Below are 21,867 nucleotides of genomic sequence, written 5' to 3'. Positions count from 1 at the left end.
TAAGTACTTTAGGTATAAATCGCCATGAATCGGTGAATAGATAAGATCAATTTTGACGTAGGGTTTTGAAAAGTAACCCCGGTAATATTATGGCTGATACGTATTTATTAGTAGGTACAATAAGTCTTCAGGCTATGATAGGGGCGAGCTAGAATAAGAAAGTATTAGGTTGAACTAAGTAATTACCATGGGAGGACCCGTATATGTCTTTGAAAGGGTCACAAGATTTTGATAGGATGGCCTATGCAGCCTGGGAAAAGTATAGGGATGGGGATTTAAACGCTATTGATAATATATATGAGTATTTGATGCCTTTTTGTCTGCGAGTAAGTTCTAAAACCTGCCGAAAATTTGTCAGGAATGAAGACGAAGAAGCTAGTATTGCCCGGATGGCGATGCTGGAGGCTTTTGAACGTTATGATCCTGCTAAAGGTCCTTTTTTGGTTTTTTTAGGCCGGGTTGTTAAGAATAGGGTTATTGATTTTTTAAGGCGGGAAAAGCGGCACCGCAGTTTTACACTACTGGTGAGCGGGGATGAAGGTTGGGGGGCCTGGGTGGATGACTATAACATCCTGGAAGAGATTACCGAGGAAATAGCTAGAAAGCAGGAGATTGAGAAATTGCAAAGCCTGCTGGCTGATTTTGATATAACCTTTAGTGATTTGGCTAAGTCTAGTCCTAAACAGGGGAAAACCAGGCATCAGGCAAGTAATATTGCTTTGTATATAGCGGCTGATGATGAATTGAGCAGGCATTTAATGGATAAGAAACTATTACCTATTAAGGAACTAGAAAGCCGCTACCATGTTAACCGTAAATTGGTTGACCGTTACCGTAAATATATTATTGCTAATGTACTTATTATTCGTAAAAACCTGACTTTGTTGCAACCATATATTCAAGCCGAAGGAGGCCAAAAGGATGTCCAGGCGTAAAGGGATTGTGCTGGAATCAGGCCAGGACTGGGCTCTGGTCTTGTTTGAGGGAGGAATATATAAAAGAATAAAAAACCATTCTGGTTTACAGGTGGGGGAAGCGATTACGGAATCGGTTTTTAGTATTCCTGTGAAGTATTTGGTCATAGCGGCTGTATTTATTATGGTTGTACTTACTTCTATGGATTTTTTCACCGTGAAGGCTTATGCGCGGATTTCATCTGGTGTTGAATTGGGTTTTAATAGGTGGGAACGGGTAGTCTATGTTCGACCTTACAATCAATATGGTAATGATTTATTAAAAGGGGTAGCTCTGCAAGGTAAAAAAGCCGAAGAAGCTTTGCAAATAGTGATTAATCGTTCTTTGAAACAACCTGTGCCCGCAGAACCACATGATCCTCTTACACTAACGGTTTATACTAAATCTAAAAGCATCTCAGAGGATGATCGGCAGCAAATGATTAATCAAATTAGCGATGGGGTGAAGATAGATGAAAACAAGGTTCATGTTAAAGATTTTAAAGGTGGTAAGCTTCTGATAATTGATGCAGATATTCCTGCCATAGAGGCCCCCAAGGCGAATGGTAATTCTGCTAGAAGCCAGCCTCCTAAGGCGAAAGAAGGCCGGGATCTACCCAGAAAGGTAAATGGAAATACCAATAAGGATAGGAAAACTGTTCCCGCCACTGGTAATGATCAGGTTAAAAATCGTAAAGATAATAGCATGGATGGGAAGCGGTATATTGAAAAATCTAAATCTCTAGGTGATAGAGAAGAAAATGATAAATCCAAGGGAGGTAGCAGTACCAGCCAGTCTGAGGGAAAACCTGTATTTAAGGAAAACCCTTCGGACAAAAACCCGAATAAATCCCCCAATAATGATCAGAAAGTCCAACCTGATAAAATCAAGAAAGATATTGATAAAAGTGATCAGGGAATCAATAATGGCAAAAAAAATAAGCCGGCTGTTTCAGGGGATAAAAAGGCTGAGAAAAATAAACCTAAGGGGGGGGCCGGGTCAAAACAAAGAAAAGCCTAATTGAGGATTTAGTAATTTACCGGATGATAAAAAAGGCAGTCCGGGGCCAAGATATATAAATAAAAGAGGCTTCTATTATATGATATCTCCCCTCAAAGTAGACAGTTGCAATAATAAAATTTTGACTGTCTACTTGACAGTGTGCAGTTTAATACATATAAATAGCCTCTTCTTTTATATATTAGTTTTTATCACTAGATAGTTGCTGGTATATCATATCAGCTATACCCAGGGAAGCAGTCCTGCTCATTTCGCGGGAATATTCAGTGAATAGCATAGATTCAAAGGTTTCTAGGGCAAAGCTGTTGCCCATTAGGCTGTTTCGGGGGATGGCAGCTCGCATTGATTCTACTACCTGATTTATGAATACGCTTTCCAGGTCCTGACAGGCCTGGCGCAATTTTTTATCATCTTGGGCTTGCCGGGCCTGGTTAAGTACCGCAGTAAAATCTGGGTTTTGATTTTTTTTGTTAAGAGCGGCCCGGGATAGGGTGTCTCCCGGTGGAGTAAATAAATGATTAGGTACTATTTTCATATAGGTTCAGCTCCTACCTTCTGAGGTTAGCTGCTGTTTGCAGCATTTCATCTGAGGATTGAATTACTTTAGAATTAATTTCATAGGCTCGCTGGGCAGTTATAAGCTGTACCATTTCCTCGACAATCTTCACATTGGACATTTCCAGGTAACCAGGCAGAAGGGAAATAGTTCCGTCTTCTTCTGCATCCCAGTCGATTGGTTCCCCGGAGTTAACAGTAGCCTGATAGAGATTTCCCCCTAGTTTATCTAGCCCACCGGGGTTTACAAACTTTACCAGTTCCAACTGACCTGCTTCCTGAGGTTCATCATCACCAGGCACTTTATAGGTTATTATCCCATTCTTTTCCACCAGAATATCATAAGCCTCAGGGTCCAGTTCATCAACCCCTACATAATAATTACCGTCTGCTGTTACTAAGCGACCCTCGGCATCTACTTTTATTGACCCGTCACGGGTATAAAGATAATCGTCTTGTCCGGGGACTTCAATACGGAAAAATGCTGAACCAGTTATGGCCACATCTAGAGGGTTTTCGGTGGGTTGGGGATTGCCCTGGGAGAAAACAGTATAAACTGCAGATGGTTTAACTCCTAATCCTACGGCCATTCCGGTAGGCTGATTTATATCCATATTGGCAGCGGGACGTCGGATGTTCTGGTAGAGAAGATCTTGAAATTCAACTCGCTGGCGTTTGAATCCATTAGTATTCACATTGGACATATTGTGCGCCAGTACGTCAACATTCAACTGCTGAGCATACATACCGGTGCTCGCAGTATAGAGAGACCTCATCATGGCGATTTCCTCCTCTGTATACCTACTTGCAATTATGCGGTACTTCAATCAATCCGTAACCGCCGGGCCTCTCTAATCGAGTCCAGCCCGTAAAATTTTACTCCTTTACTTATATCGTATTTGTTGTTAATAAAGTTTAGTTTTTCATGAAAAATTTGTGGCGCAAAATCTTGGTTTAAAGGAGTACTACTATAAGCAGAACCCTTGGAAATTTACAGGAAGAGGAAAGTCCTTGCCGGCCGAACCTCCTGCTGTTCACCTTTAAATAGAATACTCCGGAGAATACTCCGGCAAAAGGGAAGTCCTTTATTAGGGATAATCATTTGTTTATTGCCGGGCCGGTAGAATTTTTCAGGGAAAGGGAAGCAATAGAAACCTATCCCTTGATTTTAAGGAACATTCCGGTTTGTTTCTCATAATATATGAAAAGTGGTCATATCTTTCTAAGGAGGTGAATGCTATGATCAAAATATCTGATCTGCGCAGCCGGGATGTGATTAACATTCTGGATGGTAAGAAATTAGGTAATATTCTTGATATTGATTTAGACCTGGAAAATGGAAGAGTCATTTCACTTATCTTGCCAGGACGTACCCGGGGATTAATTTTTTCTAAACGCGAAGAAATCACGGTTCCCTGGAACAAGATAGTCCGTATAGGTAGGGATGTGATTTTAGTGGAGGTTCCTATAGTTAATGAAATAGATGAATATCGCAGGAACTATCTTCTTGATGAGGAAAACTTGTAAAATTGGTGCTTGCTGGTTGAATTAGCCGTTTGCTTTGTTCATAATAAGGGCAGACAAGCAGGTAGATAGAAATTTGTTTTTATACCAGACTTGACGGGATATATAGTTTGGGGTGATAATATGCGCTGCCCGTACTGCCAGGAATTGGAGAGCCGGGTTATTGATTCAAGAGCTAGTGAGGATGGATCTTCTATTCGCCGCCGCCGTGAATGTATGACCTGCAGGCGGAGGTTTACTACGTATGAAAGGGTAGAAGAACGACCTTTGCTGGTAATTAAAAAAGGTGGAAACCGGGAGCCGTTCAGTCGTGAAAAGCTGATCAAGGGACTTACCCGGGCCTGTGAAAAAAGACCGGTTAGCATGGAAAATATCGAAAAAATAGTTGTAGAGATCGAAAGGGATTTACGTGACAGGTATGACCGGGAGGTTAGCAGCATCCTTATTGGTGAGATGGTTATGGACAAGCTGCAAAAAATAGATGAAGTAGCCTATGTCCGGTTTGCGTCAGTATACAGGCAATTCGCCGATTTAAATAGTTTTATTAGTACCATTGAGCAGATTAAAAAGGAATAACTAATCCTCTTTATCCAGGTATTGCTGTAATTTTTCTTCGATGTAGTTTAAAGGAAGAACTTTTTCTTCGCACCGGCTTACTGACCGGCCATACAGGTACATTCTATCGTCGTAGTGATTCATCTGACGTACTCCCTGGGGCAATTGATCCAGTTCTTTTAGCCATTTAAGGGCTGATGAACGGGGCAGGTGAAAGGTGAACTTAAAACCGTCTAAATCCACCTTGAATTCAACCAGTGAATAATATTCTTTTTCGACTGGAGAAATTGAGCATTTGGGACAGTATTTGCCGGCTTTAAGATAGCTTACATAGGATTGATTAGCAGCCCGGGCTGCTTCTTTACAGTCTTCACATAGCCAGATTTTATTTCTATCGGGTCCTAACAGGTAAATGGCTTCCATCAGGTGGGGCTTTTCCCGGTATAATTTTTTCAGAACTTTATTTTTTAAGCGATATAGGGCATTACTTTTAGTTGTATATGTTTTAGCATAATGATTTAGGTGAAACAGGTAAAAGCAAACCTCTAAAAATTCTTTTTCAGGATGGTAAGAGACATTTTCCATAAACCGATCATAGTAATCCAGTAATCTGATTACTTGCTTAAAGTCATTAGTTTTTTTGCGGACCCGATTACCGGGACGGGTTTTACGTTCTTTAATCTCCTGTAATAAAGATGGAAGATTAAGGGCTTCTATTTCTTCTTCAGCAAAAAGATAGGTAAACCCCTTTTTGCCATCACGTTTTATCCCCGCAATATTCAGGTAACCAAAGTCAATTAAATCGTGCACCTGATGGTTGCTTATATTATATTTGGCAGCTAATTGGCTAATGGTAAGCATGTTTATACTCCCATAAATTATTTCGTTTTTGTTTTGTGGTAATGCTAATTGCTATAAGGCATAGGTTCAGGCCCGTATTAGGGAAGAGCACCATTTTAATAAAATGAGCTGGTAGCTGTTCTAATTGGTTGGTACTCATGGACGAGCCGATATAGTTGCCCTAATTCAAATTAAGATCTTTTCCTGGTTGTTGTGCCTGGTTTCCCAGATTATATCTCCGGGTTTAATTCTGGTAGTGAGGCCAGCAGTTTTTGGGCTCTATCCACTAGGATATCGGGAACAAATATTTTAACCTCAGCTAGCGGGCCAATGGATATTGGAAACTGGGGAATCTCTTTCCGCAGGATTTTATAAGGTATACCATAGGATTTGAAAAGGCTTTCTGCTACCAGGTCCATGGGTGGATATAAGTCGGTTAAGAGAACCCAGGTAATTTTATCAAAGTCAAAGCCACATTCCGGACACTGCTGGATTAAGCGGTCTAATTCGTGGTTACAAACGGGGCATTGCACATTATCGCCTCCTGCTATCATTTTACGTCATAAAGAAGGGATGAACAAATGGGCGGCTGGATTTGGAAAACTAAAAACGGTATTAAATGGATTTCTGTTCCGGATTGGGAAAAATATGGGGTAATTATAGGTTTCTCCTCCCGAATAGGTGGTGTTAGTCAGGGACCTTATGCCAGTTTAAACCTGGGATTACATGTAAATGACCGGGAAGATGCCGTATTAGAAAACCGGCTTCGATTTTGGCAGGCTTTAGAGGGGGATCCTGAAAGGGCAGTCTGTTGCCAGCAGGTACACGGTGACCGGGTAGTGGTGGTAGATGAAAGACAGGTTGGTTCAGGTGTTTTTGAACTTGGCTCAACTATAGCCGGGACAGATGCTTTAGTTACCAGTATTCCTGAACTTTATCTGACAACTTTTTATGCAGATTGTATTCCGGTATTTTTCTTCGATCCTGTACATAGGGCGGTGGCTATGGTTCATAGTGGCTGGAAAGGAACGATGAGTCGGATTTCTATAAAGGCTTTGAATACTATGACCAGGACTTTTAATACCCAGCCCCAGGATGTATGGGTGTTTATCGGGCCGGGTATTGATCATTGCTGTTTTGAGATTCAACCTGATTTAGCCGGCAAAGTTTACAGCGGATTTCCCGATATTAATGGTATAATCATACCAGATGGAGTACGGATGACCTGGGATTTAAAAAAGACTATCTGCGCCTCATTACAAACAGCTGGTGTTAGCGCAGATAATATCTCTATGTGTGAGTTGTGTACCAGTTGCGATCAGGAGCATTTCTATTCTTACCGGCGGGATAATGGGGTTACGGGTCGCATGGGAGCTGTTATATCGATGGCATATTGAGGGTGAGTCTAAGGTGAAGACAGCGCGGGTTTTAGTGGTGGATGATGAGGCTTATATTGTCGAATTAGTCAAATTCAACCTGGAAAAAGAAGGTTATAAAGTTCTGGTGGCCGGTGATGGCTTAAGTGCCTTGGAAATGGTTAAAAAAGAGCGTCCTGATCTGGTTCTCCTTGATATTATGCTTCCTAAAATTGACGGGCTTGAGGTTTGCCGGACCTTAAAACAGGATGATGAATACAATACTATTCCGATCATAATGCTGACTGCCAAAGGGGAAGAGATTGATACGGTTTTAGGGTTGGAAATGGGAGCTGATGATTATATCAAAAAGCCCTTTAGTCCAAGGGAAATGGTGGCCAGGGTTAAAGCCCGTTTAAGGGCGCTGCGGATACTGGAAGCCGAAAAAGCCGTCGGGGAAAAAGCTTATGTTATTAAAGATCTAATTGTGGTGCCTGAAAAATATGAAGCTTTTCTAGAGGAGGAAAAGCTGGAGCTAACGCCGAAAGAATTTGAATTATTAAGTTTAATGGTAGCACATCCAGGCAAGGTGTTTACCCGCGAGGTATTATTGGAAAAAGTATGGGGATATGAGTATTCCGGGGATACCCGGACGGTAGATGTTCATATTCGCCATTTGCGGCAGAAATTACGGGATGACTCTAATTTTCCTGAGTATATTGAAACGGTACGCGGGGTAGGGTATCGATTTATAGAAGGCCGTGGAAAGTGAGAGAAATATACCTATGTTAACAATAGCCCAGGAAAAACGAAGAATACAGGCTATTTTAACCAGTATGGTGGATGCGGTAGTTGTTTTAGATTTAAACGGAAGCATTATTCTAGCTAATAAGGCGGCCGAACGGCTATTTATGGCCCGGGAGGGTCAATTAATCGGCAAGCAAATGGATGAAATTAGTCATGTCCAGGAAATAATTCAGATGATTAGCCAGGTACTGCAAACCGGTTATGAAGTCTTTACTGAAACTCATATGCGACCGGCTACACAAATTTTTAGGGTTCATGTAGTTCCGGTTAAGGATCAGGAGGAGCAAATAGAAGGTGTAGTAGCGATTTTCCATGATGTGACTGATGCACGTAATTTTGACCAGATGCGTTCTGAGTTTGTGGGGAATGTATCCCATGAACTGAGAACGCCTTTGACATCTATAAAGGGATTTGTAGAAACTCTTCTGGATGGTGCTGCGGAAAATAGTACTACATGTCGCCGTTTTCTATCAATTATCGAAGCAGAGACTGATCGCCTGACTAGAATGATAGATGATCTACTTAGTCTATCATCTATTGAATCTAAAGAACGCTTCATTAATCCTAAACCAGTATGTATTGTACGTTCCATGCGGAACATCATGAATATATTAGGTCCCCAAATCAGTGAAAAACATTTGCATGTAGAATTTATCTATCCTTTTACCCTTCCCCGGATAGTAGCTGATGAAGATTTACTTGGACAGGTTTTAATTAACCTACTAGATAATGCTATAAAATATACTCCCCGGAATGGTAAAATAATTATTCGCTGCCAGCGTAAAGAAAGCCGTATAATTACTACAATCAGTGATACAGGTATGGGAATTCCCCGGGAAAGCTTACCACGGGTTTTTGAGCGTTTTTACCGGGTAGATAAGGCCCGCTCTCGTAATCAGGGAGGAACCGGGTTAGGATTATCAATTGTTAAGCATATTGTGGAATCCCATGGAGGAGAAGTATTTGTAGATAGCGAAGTAGGCCGAGGTTCAACATTTGGAATTAGTTTTTTAGTGATTTGATTCATATTCATATTACACTGGAAAGATTTTAAATCATCGTATGTAATATGGTAAATATGTATAGTGGTATTCGCGGGGTATGATAGAAATTATTTTGCCAAGATAGAGCGGCGAAATAGGACAAGGGGGTAGTATCCCCAGCTTAACAATGATGTTTTTCTATCGTTCACCCATATACAAGGGCCTTTGATAACGGTTCCCTCTGGTGCTGCCAGACAAGTAGGTGTTGTTTCCCAGGCAAGAATGGCCCCGGAATATTTTGCATTGAGCAAAACTTTATATAATTTTACATAACGTTTTGCAGAAACCGATTTTATTATATTAAATACTTAAAATAACAGGAGCATCGTTTTTATGAAAGATTTACAGGTTCGTATCGATAACATAAAAGAAAAGATAGCCCGGGCGGCTACCCAAAGTGGGCGCCTACCTTCTGATATTCTACTGGTGGCCGTAAGTAAGACGGTTGATATAGATGTTGTCGAAGCTGCTTATAAACTAGGCATCGGCAACTTCGGCGAAAACCGGGTTCAAGAGTTAAGAATGAAAGTTCATCACTTACCTGGGGCTCGTTGGCATATGATAGGAAGGCTGCAAACTAATAAGGTGAAAGATGTGGTAGGACAGGTATGTCTTATCCATTCTTTGGATCGCTGGAATCTGGCTAAAGAGATTAACAAAAGGGGACGCTTGTTGCAAACTAAAGTACCGGTTTTGCTACAGGTTAATATAGCTGGAGAAGAACAAAAAGCAGGTGTAAATCCGGATGATATTGAGCATTTTCTTGCTTCAGCCGGTGAATTGGAACAAATAAGTATACAGGGATTTATGACTATGGCGCCACTGGTAGACGAGCCGGAAGAAACTCGTCCGGTTTTTAAAGAACTTTATCAGATTTGGACACGTTTACGCCGGCGTTCATTACCCAATACTGATTTACGTTATCTTTCTATGGGGATGTCACAGGATTATGAAATTGCTATCCAGGAAGGAGCTAATATAGTCCGTATAGGTAGTGCTATTTTCCATGGTGAGAATTAGGGCTTTAATTGTACCTAAATGTACCGGGATTTTTTGAAAAGGAGGCACAGTTATGGGTTTTATGGATAAGGTGTGGTCATGGATGGGAGTAGGAGAGGAAGTCAGGGAAGAGCTAGTTGAACTTCCTAAAAGTACTGAAGAAGGTAAGAATATGGCTAACGTGGTTAGTATTCACACCGCCAAGACTATGAAGGTGGTTGTATGTGAACCAGATAGCTTTGATGAAGTACAAGTACTGGCAGACCACCTTAAAAACCGTAAACAGATTGTATTAAATCTGGAAAACACTCCTCCGGAGATTGCCCAGAGAATTATTGATTTTATCAGTGGTACCACCTATTCATTGGAGGGGCATAGCCAGCAATTAGGCAAAAACATTTTTATATTTACTCCCAGTAATGTGGAGATTGCCCGGGATGGCCGTTCACTAGTCCGCCGTCCAGGTTGGAATTCCTTGGGAGGAGAGTAATAGTGTCAGGTTTAGGCATCATAGGATGCGGCAAGATGGCCTATGCGTTGGCTGGCGGAATAACTACCCGCTTATCGGATCAGTTCAATCTTATTTATGTAAATGATATCGATCCAGTCCGGGAACAGCTTTTTCAACAGGATTATAACGCCCGGATTCTTCCTCAACCAGAAGTGGTATCTCAGAGTGATACGATAATTATTGCAGTAAAACCCCATCAGGTAGAACAGGTACTTGCGGAAACCATGTCATCCTGGACTCCTGATAAGATACTAGTATCGGTAGCGGCAGGGGTAAAGACTTCTGTTATCGAAAACCGGCTCTCTCTGCCTGTACCGGTAGTAAGAGTAATGCCCAATTTGCCCTGTTTAGTGGGAAGCGGAGTTTCCGCTTTATGTCAGGGAAAGCATGCTAATGAAGAGCACCTGGACCTGGTGGAGGAAATATTCACCAGTATGGGCTCCTGCGTGATTCTGGAAGAAAAATATATGGATGTGGTGACAGCCATATCAGGTAGTGGGCCAGCTTATGTATTCCTGGTAGTGGAAGCTATGATAAGTGCTGCTATTGAATTAGGTTTAGATGCGGCTACCGCCAGAATTTTAGTTATGGATACAATTAAAGGCAGTATACAAATGTTGCAAGAAAGTGGAGAACATCCTGCTGTACTTAGAGAGCAGGTTTCTTCTCCTGCCGGAACTACCATTGCTGCATTACGGCAGATGGAAAAGGACGGATTGCGTACAGCTTTCTTTAATGGTATTGAAAAAGCTTATCTACGCTCGGTAGAATTAGGATAAGGACAGGTGCAGGGGGGTATTTGGTGGGCAAATTTCAATTGATAATGATAGTCAACATGGCATTTAATGTTTTGGTATGGTTAATTATTGCCAGGTGTGTATTGTCTTTTGTTAGACATAATCCTTATCAACCTATCATTAAATTTATTTATGATGTGACTGAACCTGTAATGGCTCCGTTTCGTCGCCTATTACCAGCAGCTGGGGGAATGGATTTTTCCCCTATAATTGCGGTACTGGCAATCACTCTGGCACAAAAATTAGTTGTAGATCTTTTGTATATGTTGCTGTAAAGGGGTCTGTTTTTTTGGAAAATAATATAGAGTTGCTAGCCCCGGCAGGAAAATGGGACATAATGGAAAAGGTGGCTGCAGCAGGGGCGGATGCAGTTTACCTGGGTGGAAAGAGATTTAACATGCGCCTGTTAAGACCTGAATTTAATTTTTCTGACCGGGAATTAAAGGACGCAGTAGATTACCTGCATAAGCAGGGTAAGAAATTGTATGTTACTGTAAATAATCTGTACTATGAAGATGAAATGGCTGAACTGACTGATTATCTGGTTTATCTCCAACAGATAGGAGTCGACGCTATAATAGTACAGGATTATGGAGTGGTAAAAATATGTCAGGATCTTGGTCTGGACATTAACCTGCATGCTAGTGTACAGATGGGGATTGGAAGCCTGGCTGCAGTCCGATTTTTGGAGAAAAACAGTTTTAAAAGGGTTATTTTATCCAAAAATTTGTCTCTCCAAGAAATTGCCCATATTCATGCCCATACAAGTATGGGTATAGAATTTTTTGCTCATGGTGATCTGTGCATATCTCATACTGGTCAGTGTTATTTCAGCAGTTTCTTAGCAGGACAAAGCGGCAACCGGGGGCGTTGTATAAAACCTTGCCGTTGGTCATACCGTTTGCAAAGTGGTAGGGAAACTTCCGATGAGTATAAATACTGGTTGGCTCATAATGATTTATGCCTGTATCCTTACGTAAAAGATCTGGTTGAGGCGGGGGTGACCTCGTTTAAGATCGAAGGGCGTATGCGCGATGCTACCTATGTCAGTAATTTAGTTAAAATATATCGTCATGCTATTGACGGGTATATGAAGGAACCGGATGAATATATAACTGATGAATCACAATATCAACAGCTTGCTAATATAAGGATCAGAGATTTTACCAGTGGGGGTCTTTTTACCAGGCCTGGACTGGAGTCCATCGGTCTGGACGGGAAACGTGAGCCTAAATTTCCTACTGCTCCGTGCCTCCAGAAGAGGCTTAATGAAAGCGATTATCACGATAGGCCTGTTCAACACTGGAATCCGCACTTGAGTGTAAAAGTAGGGACATTGGAGTCTATACACAACTTAAAAGATTATCCCGTAAATACTTTTATTATTGGTATAGAGGGCTTTAGACAGATTAATGAAAAATGGACGGCCGGAAAAATTGAACAGGCTATCCAGCTGGCTGAAGTATATGGTAAAGAAGTAGTAATTGAAACCCCACGTATTGTTACCCAGGAAGATGGTGATTGGTTACAAGGTTTCATGGAACAATTGCCATTGGATAAACTGGGTGGGGTTATGATTAATGAGACTAGTCTGTGGGATTGGCTGGATGGAAACAAAGTAAAAATCCTGGCGGGTAGCGGATTAAACATCACCAATGCTGCCGCCGCTAATTTCTTTTTGGATAAAGGAATAAAGGGGGCAACTGTATCCCCGGAAACAAGTTTTGCCGATATAATGCAGGTTTTTGCTAGTAATCTCTCTTTAGAAATTATTGTACATGGTTCATTATGTGCGATGGTTACTGATTATTGTATTAATGGATCTATAAATTCGGAAGAAAGGTCTTCTTGTAAGCTGCATTGCCAAAAAGGCACTTATCGGCTCATGGACCCATTGGGGCAGTACTATACTATACGCACGGATAGTCGCTGCCGAAATTACATTTATACACCCTGTGATTTATGTTTGTTCCCCTACCTGCCCTTATTGGCCCGGGCAGGAGTAACTAGGGTAAGGATTGAAGGACAGTTTTATTCCGATAAACTTTTGGCCCAGGTTGTAAGACTCTACAGCAATGCTATTACAGGCCTTCGGGATGGTAAATGGGAACAAAAAAAACCATACCGGGAGCTTTTACAAACTTTCCATGGTGGACTTACCGCCGCAGTTTTTACTGGAGATCATGAGAGTAAGGAATAGGGGGGGAACAGATGATCACCGGGATGGAGATTCGTAACCAGCAATTCCGCAAAGCTCTTCGCGGTCTTGATGAGACCGAAGTAAAAAACTATTTAATGCGGGTAGCTCAGGACTATGAGGTACTTTACACTGATAACTCCCGACTAAAGGAAGAGATTCAACGCCTGGAATATGAACTGGCTCGTTATAAGAAAATGGAAGAAACCATGAACAGCAGCCTGATTTTAGCTCAGCAGACTGCTGAGGATCTTAAAAACAGTGCTCGTAAAGAAGCCGACCTTATTCTGGGAGAAGCCAGGAAAAAAATATCCACCATTTTAATGGTATATCAGGATATTATTAAACGCCTTAATCTATTTAATGTAGAACTAAAAGCTCAGATCAATGGAGAGTTGGATTTATTGGAGCGTAATCAGCACAAGATAGATGAATTATCATCCTTTTTTTATAGTAAAGACCTGAAGGAATTGATGGAGCATTTGGAAACAGTAACTATGGAGGAAAAGGAAGAATGATAAACCTTTTTCCAACCGAAGAGGGAACTCGGATCGAGGTTAGAGTTCAACCCCGTTCTTCACGTACACAGGTTGCTGGGGAGATAGATGGTGCTTTAAAGATTAAGCTAACTGCCCCGCCGGTTGAAGGAGAGGCTAATCAGGCCCTGGTAGATTTTTTAGCCCGGCTTTTTAAGCTTCCCAAACGGGATATATTAATTGTAAAAGGGGAAACATCACGCACTAAACTGGTGGAAATCCGGGGAGTTGATCCGGATACCGTACAAGCGATTATAAATAAATAGGTAAGCGGAGTAATGGCTTTAATTTAATTTTAAAACCAGGCTTTGAGATAGTTAAGACACTTTACTACCTCGAAGCCTGGTTTTTTTAATCTTTTATTAGTTTATTTAAATAAGAATGTGCCTTAATTACGTTTGGCTCAGCTGCCGCTGATTTTTTAGGCTGTTTTTTACCAGGGCGGCTAAAAATTGATACCAGCATAGATAGTAAAATTAGTCCTGCTCCTGCCAGAGCTCGGGGACTTAATATTTCACCAGCCCATAAGTATCCTGCCAAAGCGGCGAAAACTGGTTCCATAGTAAGTATTACTGCAAAACGGGTTGGTGTACTGTATTTTTGCATGGCATTTTGTAATAGAAAAGCCAGGGAAGTTGCTAATACTGAGGTTATTAATATAGCATTAACTGCGTTAGGGGTAAAGTGATCAGGCCATGGTTCATAAAGTAGGCCTATAATAAGGCAAACTACACCTACAAAAAGAATTTGTACTGCGGTGATGGCCACTGGATTATGCTGGTGTGAATAACGATCAACAAAAACAATATGCAGGGCAAAGGCTACCGCACAAACTAGAACCAAAAGATCACCGTAAGAAAGTGTTAAGGTATCAGCTTGAAATGACATAAAATATAGTCCTATGATAGCCATAACCACGGTTAATATGGTAGTGGCAGCCGGCCTGATCCGGTACAAAATTGCATAAATAATAGGCACCAGGACTACATTTACCCCGGTTATAAACCCAGCGTTGGAAGAAGTCGTATATTTAAGACCTACGGTTTGAAAGATATAACCTATAAAAAGAAAAACCCCCAGTAGACTACCGGCGGCCAGGGTAGAAAACTGGATGTGTATCAGGCTCCGGTATGACAATAGTGCTATCACCCCAAAAGCAATCAAAAACCTCAGACCTAGAAATAAAAAAGGGCCAATATCACTTAGAGCACTTTTAACTAATACAAAAGTAGTACCCCATATCAAAGCCACCAGTAGCATACTTAATTCAGCCCGATTACGACAGCTTATTTTCATTACCATCCTGCTCCATTTAAATTATATATTTCCGCGATTCAGTTTCCATAATAGCAGAGCCGATTCATTTGGGCCAGTTTAAAAAACAAATATTGGCTGGGTATCGGGGTTTAAAAACTGCACGGAATTGTAAAAATAAGTATTTATGTCAGGTACACACAGTGCGGACATATCCCTGATTGGAATGAGGAGATGGGTTTTAGGAATATTTAAAAATATACACGTCTAGGTCAGTGTTTAACCAACTCACCGAACTATGAATTGTTTGCGATACCGGTATTATCGATTTTCTTACCAGGTGTCAGTTAAGCAGATGCCATTTAACCATTGTCGATTCATACACAAGACTGTATAATTATTTCAGTATTGATTTTAAGGTTTGTGCCAAAGGAGTGAAAGGTTAGATGAAGAGAGCAGGTAAAATAGTTTTAGCGGTCTTATTAATTGTTGGTATGATGGCAGTGGTTGGTTGCGGTGGACAGCAGGATCAGCAGGAGGGTGATAAGCAAGGTGCGGACAAGCCCAAATTGTTAGCTGGCACCAATGCTACTTTCCCGCCTTTCGAAATGCAGGAAGGTAATGATTACACTGGATTTGATATGGATCTTATCCGGGCTATAGGTGAAGCGCAAGGTTATGAAGTTGAGATTAAACATATGGACTTTAAAGCATTAATACCTGCTTTAAACACCAGCAAAATTGATGTGGCTATTGCTGGTATGACTATTGATGAAGAACGTAAAAAATCCGTTGATTTTACCGAGCCTTATTTTGATGCGGGCCTAATCATTGCAGTAAGTAATGATAACGAAGAGATTACCACAGTTGAAGATCTGAAAGGTAAGAGACTGGCCGCTCAAACTGGTACCACCGGTGCCGGTTACTGTGCTAAAGTAAAGTCTGAGGATCCGGCTACTGAGGTGCGTAATTTTGATGACATAGGACCTGCTTTTATGGAACTGCAAAAAGGTGGGGTTGATGCAGTAGTTAATGACCACCCAGTAACAGCCTACTACCTAAAATCACAAAAGAATTCCAAGGTAAAAATGGTAGGAGATGTTTTTTCGGCTGAGGAACAATATGGTATTGCAGTAAAGAAGGGCAATGCCGAAATGCTCAACATGATGAATGAAGGGCTGGCCAAAATAAAGGCTGACGGAACCTATGACCAGCTGTATTCCAAGTGGTTTGACTAAAGTTAGCTGGTGCAAAGATTATTAATAAAAGCGCGAGCAATTACTCGCGCTTTTGGTTTGTAATGCAGGGAGGAAACCGGTAAATGTCAGGATTGGAGAATGTTTTCGGCACAGTAATCATGGGTAGTATCACTGAATTACACGGCTATCAGGTTATAACTGATAACTTTACTTATTTTCTGGGGGGTGCCTGGGTAACTATTGTACTTACGGCGCTGTCAGTTGGTTTTGGTATGGTGTTGGGGCTTTTTGCTGGTCTGTTCAAATTATCCCGCTCGCGTCTTTTGTATGGCACAGCAACTATTTATATAGATTTCTTCCGGGGTACACCGCTTTTTGTTCAGATCCTGCTCTTGTATTTTGGTGTTTTACCTTTGATATATAATAATGATCCTTTTTCATCGGCTATAATAGTCTGTTCACTAAACAGCGGCGCTTATATCGGTGAGATAGTACGAGCTGGTATCCAGGCGGTTGACAAGGGGCAAATGGAAGCAGCCCGGTCTTTAGGGATGAATCATAAGCAGGCCATGATCTATGTGATTCTACCTCAGGCTTACAAAATTGTGGTACCGCCGTTAATAAACGAATTTATTGCATTGTTAAAGGATACTTCACTAGTTTCAATCATAACTGTAGCCGAACTAACCCATCGAGGCGACCTGGTTTATGCCAATACGTATGAAGCCACCTGGGTATGGGGTTGTGTAGCTCTCATGTATTTTATGATTACCAAGAGCCTATCCCTATTTGGAGATTATGTGGAAAGGAGGCTGGCGACTGAATGATACGGGTGGTAGATGTAAATAAATCATTTGGATCATTACAGGTTTTAAAGGGGATAAATTTTAATGTAGCCCCCCGGGAAGTGGTTTGTGTCATTGGTCCCAGTGGATCCGGCAAGAGTACACTGTTAAGATGTATTAATCAACTAGAACAAGTGGATTCCGGACATATATATATTGATGGTGAGGAACTAACTCATCCCAAAACCGATATAAATAAAATCCGTCAACAAGTGGGGATGGTTTTTCAGCTATTTAATCTGTTTCCTCACAAAACTACCCTGGAGAATATAACCATGGCACCGGTTAAAATAAAGGGAGTCAATAAAAAGGAAGCGAAGGAAAGGGGCATGGAACTTCTCGGTAAAGTGGGGTTAACTGACAAAGCCCATGTTTATCCGGGTAATTTATCGGGGGGGCAAAAGCAACGGGTAGCTATTGCCCGGGCTCTAGCTATGCAGCCTAAGGTTATGCTGTTTGATGAACCTACTTCAGCCTTGGATCCGGAAATGGTAGGGGAAGTTTTAACAGTTATGAAAGACCTGGCTTTAGAAGGCATGACCATGGTGGTTGTTACTCATGAAATGGGATTTGCCCGGGAAGTGGGTGATCGGCTGGTTTTTATGGATGAGGGAATAATAATGGAAGAAGGGCTGCCAAAACAGATATTTGACCATCCCACTAATCCCCGGACCCAGTCTTTCCTGAGTAAGGTTCTATAGTTAATGGCCAAACCAGGTGCTGGTATGTTCCTCTATAGTAATGACATTTTTATTTTCCTTCTAATCATGTCCACTGCTGTCATGATAAAGTAGGATATAAGTAAAGATACAATTCCAATCAGTACCCTAAATGCGTAGTTGTTTAAATGATTAAGGCAGGGATTATACCGGTTTTTAATTTTAAATGGTAAACTTTAAGATGAAACAGAAGGGTCCACCTGTCATTATTGTAAAGAGTAGAGTCTTAAAGGGTGGAGCCAAAAGAAAAATAAATGCGGGTGGTTAAGTGGATGATAAAAGCCAACGAGCTGAAGTAATTATAAGACGACTACAACAAGAATATCCACAGGCCAAGACCCGGCTTCATTATACGGAACTGTTTCAACTGTTGGTAGCTATTGTCTTATCAGCCCAAAGTACTGATGAACAGGTGAATAAAGTAACTCCCAGGTTATTTGAAAAATATCCGCAGCCGGGTGATTTGGCGGAAGGTGAATTAGCTGAGATTGAAGAATTAATCAGGGGAGTAGGGTTGTATCGCAATAAAGCTGCCCACCTTAAAAAACTGGCTAGAATAATACACGATCAATATCATGATCAGGTTCCCGATGAATTTGATGAACTGTTAAAGCTTCCCGGGGTAGGGCGAAAAACTGCTAATGTAATGATAGCGGTAGGCTTTAATCAGCCGGCGTTAGGGGTAGATACTCATGTTCACCGGGTAAGCAACCGCCTGGGGCTGGTATCAAGTAAATCAGCGGATAAAACCGAAGGGCAGCTAAAGAAAATTCTACCCCAAAAGCACTGGATCAAAGCTCATCATTTACTGATATTTCATGGTCGTAAGGTGTGCAAAGCCCGCAATCCTTTATGTTCACAGTGTATTGTTGAGGATATATGTGCTAAAAATATGGATCATGATTCTGGTTCCCAAAAAGCGGTCCGGAAAGCTTAATGGATTTTGAAATTAGTTGAAAAATTAGTGTCAACTATGGGTATAATGGTTATAAAAGTAATGGTTGACCGGCTGTAGTTGTCTTATATGGGGCAATATGCTACAATATATAACGATTTTTAAAGGTTTAAAGATATTTGTTAATTTTTATAGGCTTTGACCGGGAGAGTAAGCCGGAGAATAACGGTTACAGCGAGCCTGGATAAGGTGGGAGCCGGGTACTGTTGTCCAGCCGAAGATCACCCGTGAGCTTTTAAACCGAAGATCTAATGATGGTGAGGTTTAAACGGTGCTGTCCGTTATGCAGTTAGGAGATGGCATTATAACGAATGCTAATTAGGGTGGTACCGCGGAAGAATACCTTTCGTCCCTTGGGGATGAAAGGTATTTTATTTAACGGAAAAAATCAATGTCGAGGTGGTTACACGATATGGCTAAAGGTAAATATGATGGGACACTGAATTTGCCCCGTACGGATTTTCCTATGCGGGCAAACCTGCCGAAAAGAGAACCGGAAATCTTAGATTTCTGGGAAAAGATTAATGTCTATGAAAAAGTTCAGGAGAAGACTACCGGGAAACCTCAGTTTGTTTTGCATGATGGTCCTCCTTATGCTAATGGCAACATACATCTGGGGCATACCTTGAACAAAGTGATTAAGGACATTATTATCAAATACAAATCTATGGCCGGATTTGATAGTCCTTATGTTCCTGGTTGGGATACTCATGGGTTACCTATTGAGCAACAGGCTATTAAGAATCTGGGACTGGACCGGAAGCGTACTGATGTAGTTGAATTTAGGCATCATTGCCGGGAATATGCCTTAAAATATGTGGATATACAAAAGGATCAGTTTAAGCGTTTGGGTGTAAGGGGTGATTGGGATAATCCTTATATTACCTTAGATCCGGGTTTTGAAGCCATTCAGGTTAAGGTCTTTGGGGAGATGGCAAAAAAAGGGTATATCTATAAAGGGCTGAAACCTGTCTACTGGTGTGCTGATTGTGAGACTGCCCTGGCAGAAGCCGAGATTGAGTACCAGGATAAGACCTCACCTTCCATTTATGTAAAATTTCCCGTAAAAGATGGTAAAGGTGTAATACCGCAGGATGCCTTTGTGGTTATATGGACGACTACTCCCTGGACCCTACCTGCGAATACAGGCATTGCAGTCCATCCCGACTTTGAATATGTCATAGTGCAGGTGGAGGAGGAAAAATATGTAGTTGCTAAAGGTCTATTGGAACAGGTAGCTTCAGATCTGGATTGGAATAACTATAAGATCATAGAAGAATTTAAAGGACGAAAGCTGGAAAGGGCCATTTGTCATCATCCCTTTTTTGACCGGGATTCCCTGATCATACTAGGAGAGCACGTCACCCTGGAGGCCGGAACTGGGTGTGTTCATACTGCTCCGGGACATGGTGAAGACGACTTTTATGTAGGCCGTCAATACGGATTAGATGTTCTCTCACCTGTAGATAGCCGGGGTCGGTTTACTGAAGAGGCTCAGCAGTTTAAAGGTTTGTATGTACATGATGCAAATGAGAACGTTATCGAAGAATTACGTAACCGGGATAGGCTGCTTTTAGCCAGCAATTTACAGCACCAGTATCCACATTGTTGGCGGTGTAAGCACCCCATTATATACCGGGCTACAGAACAATGGTTTGCTTCTATTGATGGTTTTCGTGAGAAAGCCCTGGCAGCTATCGATCAAGTAGAGTGGATTCCCTCCTGGGGGCGGGAGCGGATTTATAACATGGTTCGTGACCGTGGGGATTGGTGTATATCCCGCCAGCGAACTTGGGGAGTACCTATTCCGATTTTCTATTGCCGTTCCTGTGGGGAAACAATTATCAATGACCAAACCATTGAACGTATTAGCCGGCTTTTTGCTGAACATGGTTCTGATATCTGGTTTGCCAAAGAGGCTGCCGAATTATTGCCGGAAGGATACCAATGCGAAAAATGCCAGGGTAATACTTTCGACAAGGAAACTGATATTATGGATGTATGGTTTGATTCTGGATCGAGCCATTTTGCAGTTTTAAAAACCCGTCCTCAGCTCAGGTGGCCGGCAGATATGTATCTGGAGGGAAGTGACCAGCATCGCGGGTGGTTTAATTCTTCCCTTTCCACAGCAGTAGCTGTGCAGGGTACCTCTCCTTACCGGAAGGTATTAACGCATGGATTTGTAGTAGATGAAAAGGGACGCAAGATGTCTAAATCATTAGGTAATGTAGTTGACCCGCTAAAACTTACTAGAGAATTAGGGGCTGATATCCTCCGTTTATGGGTATCATCGGCAGATTACCGCAATGATGTATCGGTTTCTGAGAATATTATCCGCCAAAGTGCTGAAGCATACCGGAAGATTCGTAATACCTGTCGTTTTATTCTAGGTAATATTTGCGATTTTGATCCTAGCCGTGACCGGGTAGAATTCGATAAGTTAACGGAGTTAGATCGTTGGGCCCTATTAAAGTTGGATAAACTGATCCGCCGGGTGACGCGCGCTTATGATCAGTACGAATTTCATGTGGTATTTCATTCCATTCATAATTTCTGCACGGTGGATTTGAGCAACATCTATTTTGATATTCTTAAAGATAAGCTCTACTGTTCATTACCGGATGATCCCGAGCGCCGGGCTGCTCAGACGGTTCTTTATGATATTATTCAAGCCCTGGTGGTAATGCTGACACCGATTCTGGCCTTTAGCAGTGAGGAAATATGGGGATTTTTGCGTAATGAGAACCAGCCCGAAAGTGTCCAACTCCTTGATTGGCCGGCAGCCAATGATCTTTACCAGGATGATGATCTGGAAAGCAGGATGTCAAAAGTGCTATCACTTCGGGAAGTGGTTACTAAGGCCCTGGAGGAAGCCCGTACCAGTAAAATAATTGGCCATTCACTAGGTGCATGGGTAGTAATCTATGCCGAGGAAGAATGGTTAAAACTACTTGATGCTACCACGGCATCGGAAAAATTATTTATTGTTTCCCGACTAGATATACGGCCTGCTGGGGAGCGCTCCGCTGATGCTATTAGTTTGGAAGGGGTAGATGGAGTATGGGTAAGTGTCAAACCTGCCCAGGGAGAAAAATGTGAGCGCTGCTGGATAATTGAACCCTCGGTAGGACAGGATGATGACCATTCCGGGTTATGTAAACGCTGCCGGGAAGTGGTTAATAAATTGTAGGAACAGGAGGTC

The 21,867-nt window shown here is 41.8% G+C and carries 24 protein-coding genes and 1 other annotated feature; of the genes, 19 read left to right on the top strand and 5 right to left on the bottom strand.

Going from position 1 to position 21,867, the window contains the following annotated elements; translation table 11 throughout:
- Window positions 1–203 precede the first annotated feature (203 nt).
- Both ACZ5Q0_RS01315 and ACZ5Q0_RS01310 read left to right on the top strand, forming a co-directional pair.
- Window positions 204–935, top strand: coding sequence for a sigma factor (locus ACZ5Q0_RS01315; RefSeq protein ID WP_446819866.1), 732 nt, complete (start codon window positions 204–206; stop codon window positions 933–935).
- The gene (locus tag ACZ5Q0_RS01310; protein WP_446819868.1) at window positions 922–1,974 is read left to right on the top strand and encodes an anti-sigma-I factor RsgI family protein; all 1,053 of its coding nucleotides are present in this window, start codon (window positions 922–924) and stop codon (window positions 1,972–1,974) included. The genes ACZ5Q0_RS01315 and ACZ5Q0_RS01310 overlap by 14 nt, the downstream gene beginning before the upstream one ends.
- Window positions 1,975–2,155: 181 nt before the next feature.
- Here the strand turns inward: ACZ5Q0_RS01310 and ACZ5Q0_RS01305 are convergent, their stop codons facing one another.
- Together ACZ5Q0_RS01305 and flgG are read right to left on the bottom strand one after the other, a co-directional pair.
- Window positions 2,156–2,509 carry a rod-binding protein gene (locus tag ACZ5Q0_RS01305; protein WP_446819869.1) on the bottom strand — a complete coding sequence of 118 codons (354 nt, stop codon included), beginning with the start codon at window positions 2,507–2,509 and terminating at the stop codon, window positions 2,156–2,158.
- 13 nt (window positions 2,510–2,522) lie between these two features.
- Window positions 2,523–3,308, bottom strand: coding sequence for a flagellar basal-body rod protein FlgG (gene flgG / locus ACZ5Q0_RS01300; protein WP_446819870.1), 786 nt, complete (start codon window positions 3,306–3,308; stop codon window positions 2,523–2,525).
- Window positions 3,309–3,768: 460 nt separating this feature from the next.
- On the opposite strand from flgG, the gene ACZ5Q0_RS01295 reads away from it, so the two are divergent.
- Window positions 3,769–4,056, top strand: a complete 288-nt coding sequence (locus tag ACZ5Q0_RS01295; RefSeq protein WP_446819871.1) for a YlmC/YmxH family sporulation protein — start codon at window positions 3,769–3,771, stop codon at window positions 4,054–4,056.
- 120 nt (window positions 4,057–4,176) lie between these two features.
- Entirely contained in the window at window positions 4,177–4,629 is a 453-nt protein-coding gene (gene nrdR, locus ACZ5Q0_RS01290; RefSeq protein WP_446819873.1) for a transcriptional regulator NrdR, read from the top strand.
- Here the strand turns inward: nrdR and ACZ5Q0_RS01285 are convergent, their stop codons facing one another.
- Window positions 4,630–5,469 (bottom strand): hypothetical protein, encoded by an 840-nt coding sequence (locus ACZ5Q0_RS01285; RefSeq protein ID WP_446819874.1) that lies wholly within the window; start codon window positions 5,467–5,469, stop codon window positions 4,630–4,632.
- Between the two features lie 209 nt (window positions 5,470–5,678).
- Window positions 5,679–5,981: a hypothetical protein gene (locus tag ACZ5Q0_RS01280; RefSeq protein ID WP_446819876.1), complete on the bottom strand. Its 303-nt coding sequence runs from the start codon at window positions 5,979–5,981 to the stop codon at window positions 5,679–5,681.
- A gap of 48 nt (window positions 5,982–6,029) precedes the next feature.
- On the opposite strand from ACZ5Q0_RS01280, the gene pgeF reads away from it, so the two are divergent.
- The 10 genes from pgeF (at window position 6,030) to ACZ5Q0_RS01230 (ending at window position 13,959) form a co-directional block, all read left to right on the top strand.
- Entirely contained in the window at window positions 6,030–6,845 is an 816-nt protein-coding gene (pgeF, locus tag ACZ5Q0_RS01275; protein ID WP_447182651.1) for a peptidoglycan editing factor PgeF, read from the top strand.
- Window positions 6,846–6,858: 13 nt separating this feature from the next.
- Window positions 6,859–7,575: a response regulator gene (locus ACZ5Q0_RS01270; RefSeq protein WP_446819879.1), complete on the top strand. Its 717-nt coding sequence runs from the start codon at window positions 6,859–6,861 to the stop codon at window positions 7,573–7,575.
- 13 nt (window positions 7,576–7,588) lie between these two features.
- Window positions 7,589–8,632 carry a two-component system histidine kinase PnpS gene (gene pnpS, locus ACZ5Q0_RS01265; RefSeq protein ID WP_446819881.1) on the top strand — a complete coding sequence of 348 codons (1,044 nt, stop codon included), beginning with the start codon at window positions 7,589–7,591 and terminating at the stop codon, window positions 8,630–8,632.
- Between the two features lie 354 nt (window positions 8,633–8,986).
- Complete coding sequence (locus ACZ5Q0_RS01260; protein ID WP_446819882.1) at window positions 8,987–9,673, top strand: YggS family pyridoxal phosphate-dependent enzyme; 687 nt, start codon at window positions 8,987–8,989, stop codon at window positions 9,671–9,673.
- Between the two features lie 52 nt (window positions 9,674–9,725).
- On the top strand, window positions 9,726–10,142 hold the full coding sequence (locus ACZ5Q0_RS01255; RefSeq protein ID WP_446819883.1) for a cell division protein SepF: 417 nt from the start codon (window positions 9,726–9,728) through the stop codon (window positions 10,140–10,142).
- A 2-nt stretch (window positions 10,143–10,144) separates the two neighbouring features.
- Entirely contained in the window at window positions 10,145–10,942 is a 798-nt protein-coding gene (gene proC, locus ACZ5Q0_RS01250) for a pyrroline-5-carboxylate reductase (RefSeq protein WP_446819884.1), read from the top strand.
- A 23-nt stretch (window positions 10,943–10,965) separates the two neighbouring features.
- The gene (locus ACZ5Q0_RS01245) at window positions 10,966–11,235 is read left to right on the top strand and encodes a YggT family protein (RefSeq protein WP_446819885.1); all 270 of its coding nucleotides are present in this window, start codon (window positions 10,966–10,968) and stop codon (window positions 11,233–11,235) included.
- 14 nt (window positions 11,236–11,249) lie between these two features.
- Window positions 11,250–13,160, top strand: a complete 1,911-nt coding sequence (locus ACZ5Q0_RS01240) for a peptidase U32 family protein (protein ID WP_446819886.1) — start codon at window positions 11,250–11,252, stop codon at window positions 13,158–13,160.
- Window positions 13,161–13,171: 11 nt separating this feature from the next.
- Window positions 13,172–13,675, top strand: a complete 504-nt coding sequence (locus ACZ5Q0_RS01235) for a DivIVA domain-containing protein (RefSeq protein WP_446819887.1) — start codon at window positions 13,172–13,174, stop codon at window positions 13,673–13,675.
- Window positions 13,672–13,959: a DUF167 domain-containing protein gene (locus ACZ5Q0_RS01230; protein ID WP_446819888.1), complete on the top strand. Its 288-nt coding sequence runs from the start codon at window positions 13,672–13,674 to the stop codon at window positions 13,957–13,959. Before ACZ5Q0_RS01235 ends, ACZ5Q0_RS01230 begins: the two co-directional genes overlap by 4 nt.
- An 85-nt stretch (window positions 13,960–14,044) precedes the next feature.
- On the opposite strand, the gene ACZ5Q0_RS01225 is transcribed toward ACZ5Q0_RS01230, so the two are convergent.
- Entirely contained in the window at window positions 14,045–14,989 is a 945-nt protein-coding gene (locus ACZ5Q0_RS01225) for a DMT family transporter (RefSeq protein WP_447182650.1), read from the bottom strand.
- Between the two features lie 404 nt (window positions 14,990–15,393).
- Here ACZ5Q0_RS01225 and ACZ5Q0_RS01220 point away from each other — a divergent pair, with 404 nt between their 5' ends.
- The 5 genes from ACZ5Q0_RS01220 to ileS all read left to right on the top strand — a co-directional run bounded on the left by ACZ5Q0_RS01220 (window position 15,394) and on the right by ileS (window position 21,855).
- A complete protein-coding gene (locus ACZ5Q0_RS01220; protein ID WP_446819890.1) occupies window positions 15,394–16,185 on the top strand; it encodes a basic amino acid ABC transporter substrate-binding protein in 792 nt (263 codons plus the stop codon).
- A gap of 119 nt (window positions 16,186–16,304) precedes the next feature.
- Complete coding sequence (locus ACZ5Q0_RS01215; RefSeq protein WP_446820740.1) at window positions 16,305–16,973, top strand: amino acid ABC transporter permease; 669 nt, start codon at window positions 16,305–16,307, stop codon at window positions 16,971–16,973.
- Window positions 16,970–17,692: an amino acid ABC transporter ATP-binding protein gene (locus tag ACZ5Q0_RS01210; RefSeq protein WP_446819891.1), complete on the top strand. Its 723-nt coding sequence runs from the start codon at window positions 16,970–16,972 to the stop codon at window positions 17,690–17,692. Before ACZ5Q0_RS01215 ends, ACZ5Q0_RS01210 begins: the two co-directional genes overlap by 4 nt.
- 286 nt (window positions 17,693–17,978) lie before the next feature.
- Window positions 17,979–18,647: an endonuclease III gene (nth, locus tag ACZ5Q0_RS01205; RefSeq protein WP_446819892.1), complete on the top strand. Its 669-nt coding sequence runs from the start codon at window positions 17,979–17,981 to the stop codon at window positions 18,645–18,647.
- A gap of 147 nt (window positions 18,648–18,794) precedes the next feature.
- Window positions 18,795–19,022: a binding site (T-box leader), on the top strand.
- 55 nt (window positions 19,023–19,077) lie between these two features.
- The gene (gene ileS / locus ACZ5Q0_RS01200) at window positions 19,078–21,855 is read left to right on the top strand and encodes an isoleucine--tRNA ligase (protein ID WP_446819894.1); all 2,778 of its coding nucleotides are present in this window, start codon (window positions 19,078–19,080) and stop codon (window positions 21,853–21,855) included.
- The last annotated feature ends 12 nt before the right edge of the window (window positions 21,856–21,867 follow it).

Source organism: Syntrophomonas erecta subsp. sporosyntropha (genome assembly GCF_055395365.1).
Note: the sequence above shows the minus strand (reverse complement) of the source record. Positions and strands in the feature narration are given on the sequence as shown.